Origin of the sequence: uncultured Shewanella sp. (genome assembly GCF_947495455.1) — a bacterium.
Lineage (GTDB): Bacteria > Pseudomonadota > Gammaproteobacteria > Enterobacterales > Shewanellaceae > Shewanella.
Genome location: NZ_CANLZC010000155.1, coordinates 1 through 8,720, shown reverse-complemented (window position 1 = coordinate 8,720; position 8,720 = coordinate 1). Strand labels below are relative to the sequence as shown.

Genomic DNA, 8,720 nt, shown 5'->3' with positions numbered 1-8,720 from the left:
TCCTTTTCAGATACCGCCGTTACCCCTTTCTATTTATTACTGGATTACGCTTACAGCATGCTTATTCACTCCTTTGTATGTACCCATGCCCAAGGTGTTAATAATTATTTCAAAACAACGAAATCCATTGCGGTTGCCAATAAAGGGTTACAGGAACATATTAAAATAGGAGACAGTGGCAATCAGTCTGAAGTTGACGCCGAAAAAGTCATCAAGTTAATGATCCTTTATATCGAGAAATATAATGAGTGCTTTACTGATCAAAAGGATAAACAACAAGGCATTAATGGGTTACAGGATAAAGCGATAAAAAATACGATAGAGCAGATAGTGAATAACTCAACAAGCTTGCTATTACCCTTAGTCTCACTATCGGTTGCGACATTAATTTCCTTGTTTGAGCGCTTAGTATTATTAGATCTCGGTAAACGAACGGTTCAACAAATGATCGACAAGCATGGAGTGAGTATCTTTAATCGAGAGCAATTTATTGAAAAATTACAAGCGTTATACCAAGATGAAGCCGCAATAGGCACATTACTTGATGGGATTATTTATGATATTTTGCCTGCAATTGCATCCCATGCCAACGTCAAAGGTGATACTTATTGGACAAGTGCATTAAAAGATATCTATAACGACATTCGATTAAACGTCGCCGTCCTTTCAAACCAATTGCGAACACATGGAAAAATGGCAACCACGTATCTTGCAAGAGCCAAAGCGTACTTATTGGATGTTGATGAGGTGAATAAAAAGGAATTAGTGCATTTACAATTACTCTCTAATATTCATGACTATTTATGCACAAACCAACAAAAACAAAATACACTGGATAGACCTTATGTGAGTAGCCAAAAGGAGAAATACCAAGCCTATGTCAAGCTGTCGATCAAGAGCCAAGAAGACGTTAATCAATCGATCGCGGATAAAGAGGCGGAGTTTATTAAAACATTACAAGTTCATATCAATCAACACGATTACGGTCGTAAAACGTCGTTATTTTTTTATGCCATGCTTCGACACGGGTTATGGACATTATGTCAACCTGAAGCCGAGCCTGATAATAATTTTTATACCACTATTTTTAACGTTAATACACTGTTATTGAATTTATCTGGAACAAATTGTACTAAGAGTAATTATCCTGGAGTAAGAGGTATCTGGGCAAGAGACTTAAACCAACCCCTGCTTAAGGGGAGTACGACATCCTTTAAAGACTGGTTATTAATTTATGCTTATCAAAATAGGGGAACGCTTTCAGAGTTTAATAAATGCGTCATTTGGTTAAATTTTATGGATGCTGATGTAAATCCATTAATTAAGTATGGCAATAAAGTGGTTCAAAAAACAAAATTTTTTTTGGACACATGTAAAGGTTTTCAACCTGAAACACGCTCTTGTCTTGTTGCCATCATAGTCTTGTCCCTATTAAGTGATCCCGATACCGCTAACATGATAGGTTCACTCCTAAGCATCAATGAAGAGCAGGATAAAAAGGAGGAATATGCAATCAAGATTATTGATAACATATTGCTGTCTTTGAGTTCAAATCAACATAATATGACGGGTATTGCATTGTATATCGTGTATTCTTTATTTGAATGCTTAAGAAAAATAACAAGAAGCACGAAAACTCATACAGAGTACGTAGATACAAAAATAAAGAATTTGAAAACCAGAGTATATGGGACAAATTATCCTAAATTATCGATAAGAAATCAAAGGATCATCGACGTGCTAACCCCTGACTTAGAACATACAAACACCGATGATATTAATGATTTATTGCGCTTAAATCATTCAGTGATATTACTGGCACAAACCTTTCAAGCGGATTTACATGAGGCCTGGGACGAGCTACAAAAAACATTTATTAAGGATGATATTCGCCAATCGATTACAGATAACATGAAGGCGCAAGCTGTGAATGCGGTAGTGGCAATGAAAGAACGGGTTACCACAGGTCCTATGCGACTAAAAGGTAATGTTGCCGCTATGCTACTGGGATCAAAAGTCGTCACACAATCAGAAATGGTGGTGGCCTTTAAAGGTGTTATTGGATTATCAAGTGGAACATACCAAGCAATGTTTGGCGTATTTGAGCACAAAAAACAACTGAATAAGCAAGAATTACAAAACGCTCAAAATTTAGCCACAAGTAATTTTGGCTGGAGTAACGATAAGTTTAATCGAGAAACCTATGTCCCTGTTGCACGTGTGAATGATAGCATAATGGATGCTGGAAAGAGTATATTTTTAGATGTTCATACTAAAGACGTCATGGAGACATACCTTGAGCAAAACGTAAACAGAGGAAGCAAGGGTACTGCTGACAGCGATGAGAGTTTTTTTGAGCAACTTTTCGGTGCGGGTAAGCAGCAGAGCAAGGCGAGGAGTGCGCTATGTAAAAACACATCATTTCGAAGCAGGCGCAGCTCTTACCCAAGGGTGATGGGTATTATGAGCTATCCTGCTTTATATGGCTTGATCAAAGCAACAGGTGATGGGCTATTAGCCCATTTAGCCACAACTGACGTATCACTGCCAAAAATGAGTACACAAATAAAAGAGATGTTAGCCAATGACAATTATTATTCGGTCGCATTAATATTATACATGATATCTCATAGCTATATGGTCACAAAAGTCATGGGATTGGACGATGATTTATTAAGTCGGTCAACGAATTGGAATGATATATTACCTAAAAAGAGTACTGTGATTAAAGACGATGATTACACAGAGGCCATTAAAATAGATAACGTATTTGATAGCGCATTCTCTTCACTTTATAGGATATGCAACAACACACCCATAAACGATATGAATGTGTTACATATGGCCCAAGAAAAAAATAAGGAACCTTATCTTACACATCAAAGGATTATGCTGGCGGCTTTAACACAAAACGGAGCCAGTTATTATGAAGTAAATCAAGCAGTGAACACGCTCTACAACTACTCCAAGGAGGCGTCCTGGGTGGGAAGTGTCACCATCAGATATGTTAAGGCAGTAAAAGAACATTGCGAAAACGCAAAAAATGCGATGGTTTATCAAAAAGCAGACTGGGACCTACATCGTCGAGCACCTGGGCCGCTAATACAGTTATTTTTAGATGCTCCCACATACTCTACTCAGAGTCGAAGACAAAATGATCATGGTTTTTTATCTATTCGAGATATTCTTTCCGACAACGCAAGACATTTAAGGTTGAATGGACAGTATGATTTATATTTATATTACTTTTATTTAAAGAGATTTTATAAAATCATAGATGAATGGCAAAAGGAAAATAAAAAATAAGGTGTACTCGCTCAGATCTGATTTGACAGTTACCCATTTTTTGAAGTGTAGTGCTCAATTAATATTGGCCACGTTTTTAGAGTTTAACCAGAACAACCGCTCTGATTCATTGGGTGTCAGCCCACCGTTATATTGATGGTGGATTTACCCACATTCATGACCTGTGCTGCTTCAATGATTGTATAGTTCTGTTCGAGTACCAATTGAGCCGATTCAAGTTTGAATTCTGCACTAAAAAGTCTTCTTTTACGTTTTGCCATGATGTTATCTATTGACTTATGAGGTGAATCATATCACCTCTAACTAGGTAGCCAAATTTACTGTACCACTACAACATAGAAATTTGCAGCATTTTAAAATCCATGAACATGGATATCTGCAAAGTACCTAGCACAGTGTTAAGTAATAGTGTAACCGGCGATATCATTTACACACCACCTACCAAAGAAGATGTCATTAAAGGGCTGTTGAGTAACCGGGAGGCGTTTATTCATAATGAAGATGATATTGATCCGCTGATGAAAATGGCGGCTCACTATCAATTTGAAGCGATCCATCCCTTTACGGATGGCAATGGCAGAACGGGGCGTATTTTGCATATCCACCTGATCGAACAAGGCCTACTAAGCCTGCCTATTTTGTATTTAAGTCGTTATATTGTTCAAAACAAGCAAGACTACTATCAACTCTTATTGAATGTAATCAAAGATCAAGAGTGGAAAAGTTGGATCTGTTTTATGCTTAACGCAGTGCCCGAAACCGAGCAATGGACGACTCAGAAAATTACCGCTGCCCGTCAGCTCATAGAGCATACAATCGAGTTTGTACGTGATGCTTTACCTAAGATATACAGCTACGAATTAATCCAAATTATCTTTGAGCAACCTGATTGTCGGATCAGCAATCTGGTTGATACAGGACTTGCCAAAAGACAAACAGCCTCTGTCTATTTAAAACAACTCTGTGACATAGATGTACTTCAGGAAACTCAGCCAAGTAAAGAAAAGCTGTTTCTTCACTCAAAACGGATCCAATTAATGACGAAAGACAGTAATCAGTTTACTGCATATGGTTCGATTTAAGTGCATCTTAAGTAAACCAAAGGAAAACTGGTTTATTAATTTAATAATAGTATTTAAAATGAACCACAAATACTAAACCATATAAAATGAACTATGCACACCTTTAGAGTCTACGCTTACCTTCGAGCCTCAACCGATGAACAAGATGCAGAAAGAGCAAAAGAGGGGTTAACTGAATTTGCCCAAGGCAGTGGCCTAAAAATATCCGCTTGGTTCATAGAAAATGAATCTGGAGCAAGATTACATCGGCCAGAACTGTTTAGGCTGCTCGATATTGCACAACCAGAGGATGTATTACTGGTAGAGCAAGTTGATAGGATCAGCCGGTTAAATACTGTAGATTGGGAAACGCTGAAATCAATAATCAAGGATAAGAAAATTCGTATCGTGGCTCTGGATCTACCAACTAGCCATCAGTTGATTGCTACAAACGACGAGTTTACCAATAGAATGCTGAGTGCATTAAATGACATGATGCTCGATATGTTGGCGGCGATTGCCCGAAAAGATTATGAGGACAGGCGAAGACGACAATTTCAGGGGATCCAAAAAGCAAAAAAGAATGGAAAATATAAAGGTAGGCCAGACGATATTGAGCTTCAGGATAAAATAGCTGAACTGCTTAAAGACGAAAAAACTTACAATCAGATCCAGCATTACCTTGGATGTTCAAGGGCAACCATAGCTAAAGTCTCCAAGAAAATTAAGACTCATGGCTTAAATTAAGGACTTTATTAATATAGGAGTGCTCCGAATGCCTTGTGGAATGAGGCTTACAGAGCCACTTTGGACTTTTCGCTGAAATGGGCGCAAAACCCCTTATAGGGAAGCTACCTCATCACTAAAATTGGTGATTTAAACCTTTTATAAAGAGCGAATAAAATCACAGCCATCAAGAAAGTGACTTAAAACAAACTCAACCACTTCAGTGATTGGAGTGAAGACTAATCATCGTGACTTCTCGGTAAATGAATTTTCCGAAAGTTTTTTAACATGTCTTCAGCATAATCATAATAGAATTTTTTTACCTCATCCCGATATAAGATATGTTTATTAAACTTAAACATCATGTCTCTTGACTGCTGATAATATTGATCTTTATTGCTCTTCGCTTGAGATTTATACTCTCTCATTCGCTCTAAGAAGTCACAGCCGGGGATTTTTTCAAATCTATAACGAGTACGAAGTGAAAACAATGCTTCTGCAGTGCTTGTTTTACGAACGACACCTTTTTTTGCCGCTTTTTCTTCATCTCTAACTAAAAATGCAACTTGTATGATGGCTTCAATGACAAACGTTATACTGGTTTCAAGCTCATTAATATTAAGTAAGCTTTTTGGAGGCAATTCTTTATGAATAAGAGTGAACGTTTTTTGGGCTTTTGATAATAATGCTCCCTTTCTGTTTGTCCTTCTAAATGCAAGACGTAAACTAGAAGCCCCCTTTAAATGGCCAATAAATTTGGCCGTATCATCAATAAGCTCACTTATATCCTGATCAGTCAATATCATGTGTTTATCAGAGGGGGAAGAATTTTGACCTCCTAAGATGCTATTAGAGGGTGAAGGATTTTGCTTCGATAAGAATGCTAAAATGCTATTAGGGGGCGGGGTGGTTAAATTGACATTATTAGGCGCTGAAATGTGAGCGACTCTCACTGTTGTATTTGCAGAAGATTGAGGAAGAGGCGGAAGATCCTCATCACTAACAATGCTCCACCGCGATTGCTCCTCGTTATCCTCTAGGCTTGTATAGGCAGCCGCAGATACCACTGAAGTTGTTGTTGAGCATGGTGTTGTTGGTGCTGCTGTTATTGAAGGTGAATAGAATGATTCATCATCAGAGTTGTATTTTGTGTATCCTTTATTTTGAAGTAAACCATGAATGGTGTATACCATAAAATCAATTACTTGCTCTTTGTTTTGATAATGGGCGAGTACTTTTACAAAGTCGAGTATAAACTTCATTTTTTCAAAACTTAAATAACCTAATGCATTGGTTTCAACTTTAACACCACGATAATCCATTACCCCCACACGTTTAAAGGGATGATCAGTAAAGCCGCGCCACAGACGAAGCTCATAGTAGCTCTCTCTTTTCTGATCGAAAAAATCATCTGAATCTGCTCCCATAAGCATGGCACGCCGCGATAACAAAACAAAGTTATAGAGTCCATCCAGTTTAAATGATGGACGATAGACAAAACTGCTCCTCTGCATTTCCTCTTCTACGTCGGATAATTTTCGAACTTGACGAGTAGGATATAAGCAATCATCTAGGCCAATGGTGATGTGAGTGTACTCTATTGTATCCGTCAATAAATGGGGTTCAATGGATGAGCAAATAGAGACTGCGCCAATATAGCTCTTTAATGGAGGATTCCTATTTTGACGGGGCATTTTTGTCTCCACATGGACTGAAGAAGCGTATCATAGGTAAGTTTAGTTAATTTGTATCATATCGCGAGTCAGCATTTTTAGCTTAGTTAAACGAAGCAGCCTGCGGCTTTTAAGCGCTAAAGCCGTTAATTTGGCCGAGAGAAATGAGATATGAGTGTGTTTGCAAGCTAGAATTTAGTCTAAAAACCACCCAAAACAATCAAAAAGCAACCACTCAATAAATTAAGGAGATAACAGGTTAAATTTGAGTTATCGCAAGGGCAGTCCTTTAGGTGTACTCGCTCAGACATCACTGCCAAATGCTTTATCTTGAGGGTGATAAAAAATCTGATATTTTAATATGCGACTTATTCAATAAAAAAGATTAAATCCCAAAGACTATAAATCATGATGCTCAATGACAGCCCCTTTATTTAAAGAATTGAGCGCATCTCTGTTTTTCGCTTCTGACATCGCCAGAGCAAAATTAGACATAAACTCTGTATCTAATACGAATCCTTCTGATAGCAGTTGCCCAGTTAGGGACATCATGTTATTCAATTCACCCACAGTCGGATTTCCTGGATCATTCGGTGAGAAATGACTCACCATATCAAAAGTCAACTTGGCCATCTCAAATGGAGAGATCACACCACCCAGTTTAGCACGCTCCTCTGCTTCGTTTTTAGCCGCTAATTGTGGGTTTTCCCACTTAAATAAAAATCTAATGGCAACTATCTTCCGACCTTCTTTGATAGCCTCATACCCCAAATTACCCGATTTTTCATCAGTTAAAAAATGAATAAAGGGCTCATTTTTATTTATTAAATTTATAGAAGGCTTAATAATTCGCTGAATGAATTTGCTGACGAGCCCATAACTCTTTGTTTTCAGCTGTCCCTGCTGATCAAGCAATCCAAAGTATGCATGGAGCTCGGATAGTTTTTGAGGATGAAATACGCTAAAAGCGTCGTTTTTATAGCGACACAACATGGTATAAAGACGCTTAGCATGTTCTGTTTTTATGTTTCTAAAATTACGATGAGGAACTTGACTGTGCCCTCCGGAAATCGCTAAATACTCATTGATCAGTAAATCATTCGGAGTGATGTACAGTACACCATCTTCATAATAAATGCGTTTAAATAGTGATGTAAATGAGAATTTTTTCGTTTTAGGGTCTTTTATACCAATCGACTTCTTACTTAAACGCTCTGCTGGCAACACCAAAGTAGCATATTGTTGCTTTGAATCAGAAAACCCAAACCAATCTTTTAATACATCACTTGAAAAACTATACGTAGGACTGTGTATCTGCTCCCCGTTCATAAATGGAACCCAGTGATCTTTATGTAAACGAGTGAGAAACAAAGCAACAATATCATGCATAACCGGAGATAATGATAATTGTGAAAAAACTAAATTATGACTTTTTTTGAAAAAAGTAGATTTTAAATCAACACTCTTATTTGTTGTTATCATTAAAGCACTATCATCATCCATATCTTGATGCTCTAATTGTTCACCTTTGTTCATTTAACGTCACTCTTATACTTTGATGTTATCAGTATCGAATAAAGCTAAACTCTTTTCAACTAAGAAGTATTCATAGTTATCATCAATACGTTTATTCAACCCCACTCACACTCGCTAACACTCAGCGCCACACTAAGATTTGGACACAGTTAGGCTGAAAACCCAGTCGATTTGCTCAACTTTTCCCCATTCGCACTCACCAACACTCAGCGCCACACTAAGATTTGGACACAGTTGAGCGGAAAACCCAGTCGACTTGCTCAACTTTCACCCATTCGCACTCGCTAACACTCAGCGCCACACTAAGATTTGGACACAGTTAGGCTGAAAACCCAGTCGATTTGCTCAACTTTCACCCATTCGCACTCGCTAACACTCAGCGCCACACTAAGATTTGGACACAGTTAGGCTGAAAACC

General features: G+C 37.9%; 4 protein-coding genes and 2 pseudogenes. 3 read left to right on the top strand and 3 right to left on the bottom strand.

Features of this window, described 5'->3' with window-relative positions; translation table 11 throughout:
- The coding region (locus tag Q0791_RS23565; RefSeq protein WP_299011705.1) for a hypothetical protein at positions 1-3,306 on the top strand (3,306 nt) is incomplete at its 5' end.
- 131 nt (positions 3,307-3,437) lie between these two features.
- Here Q0791_RS23565 and Q0791_RS23560 read toward each other — a convergent pair.
- Positions 3,438-3,566, bottom strand: a pseudogene (locus tag Q0791_RS23560) (transposase); the annotation flags it as partial.
- A gap of 61 nt (positions 3,567-3,627) precedes the next feature.
- Here Q0791_RS23560 and Q0791_RS23555 point away from each other — a divergent pair.
- Together Q0791_RS23555 and Q0791_RS23550 are read left to right on the top strand one after the other, a co-directional pair.
- Positions 3,628-4,388 (top strand): annotated as a pseudogene (locus Q0791_RS23555) (Fic family protein); the annotation flags it as partial.
- Between the two features lie 93 nt (positions 4,389-4,481).
- Positions 4,482-5,114, top strand: a complete 633-nt coding sequence (locus Q0791_RS23550) for a recombinase family protein (protein WP_299011703.1) — start codon at positions 4,482-4,484, stop codon at positions 5,112-5,114.
- A gap of 218 nt (positions 5,115-5,332) precedes the next feature.
- On the opposite strand, the gene Q0791_RS23545 is transcribed toward Q0791_RS23550, so the two are convergent.
- The gene (locus Q0791_RS23545) at positions 5,333-6,787 is read right to left on the bottom strand and encodes a hypothetical protein (protein WP_299011702.1); all 1,455 of its coding nucleotides are present in this window, start codon (positions 6,785-6,787) and stop codon (positions 5,333-5,335) included.
- A 378-nt stretch (positions 6,788-7,165) separates the two neighbouring features.
- Positions 7,166-8,302, bottom strand: coding sequence for a replication initiation protein (locus tag Q0791_RS23540; protein ID WP_299011701.1), 1,137 nt, complete (start codon positions 8,300-8,302; stop codon positions 7,166-7,168).
- Positions 8,303-8,720: the final 418 nt, after the last annotated feature.

Bases quoted from the DNA above. Each gene is read 5' to 3' on its own strand.
- Q0791_RS23550 (WP_299011703.1), top strand. From the start codon at position 4,482: ATGCACACCTTTAGAGTCTACGCTTACCTTCGAGCCTCAACCGATGAA.
- Q0791_RS23540 (WP_299011701.1), bottom strand. From the start codon at position 8,302: ATGAACAAAGGTGAACAATTAGAGCATCAAGATATGGATGATGATAGT.
- Q0791_RS23545 (WP_299011702.1), bottom strand. From the start codon at position 6,787: ATGCCCCGTCAAAATAGGAATCCTCCATTAAAGAGCTATATTGGCGCA.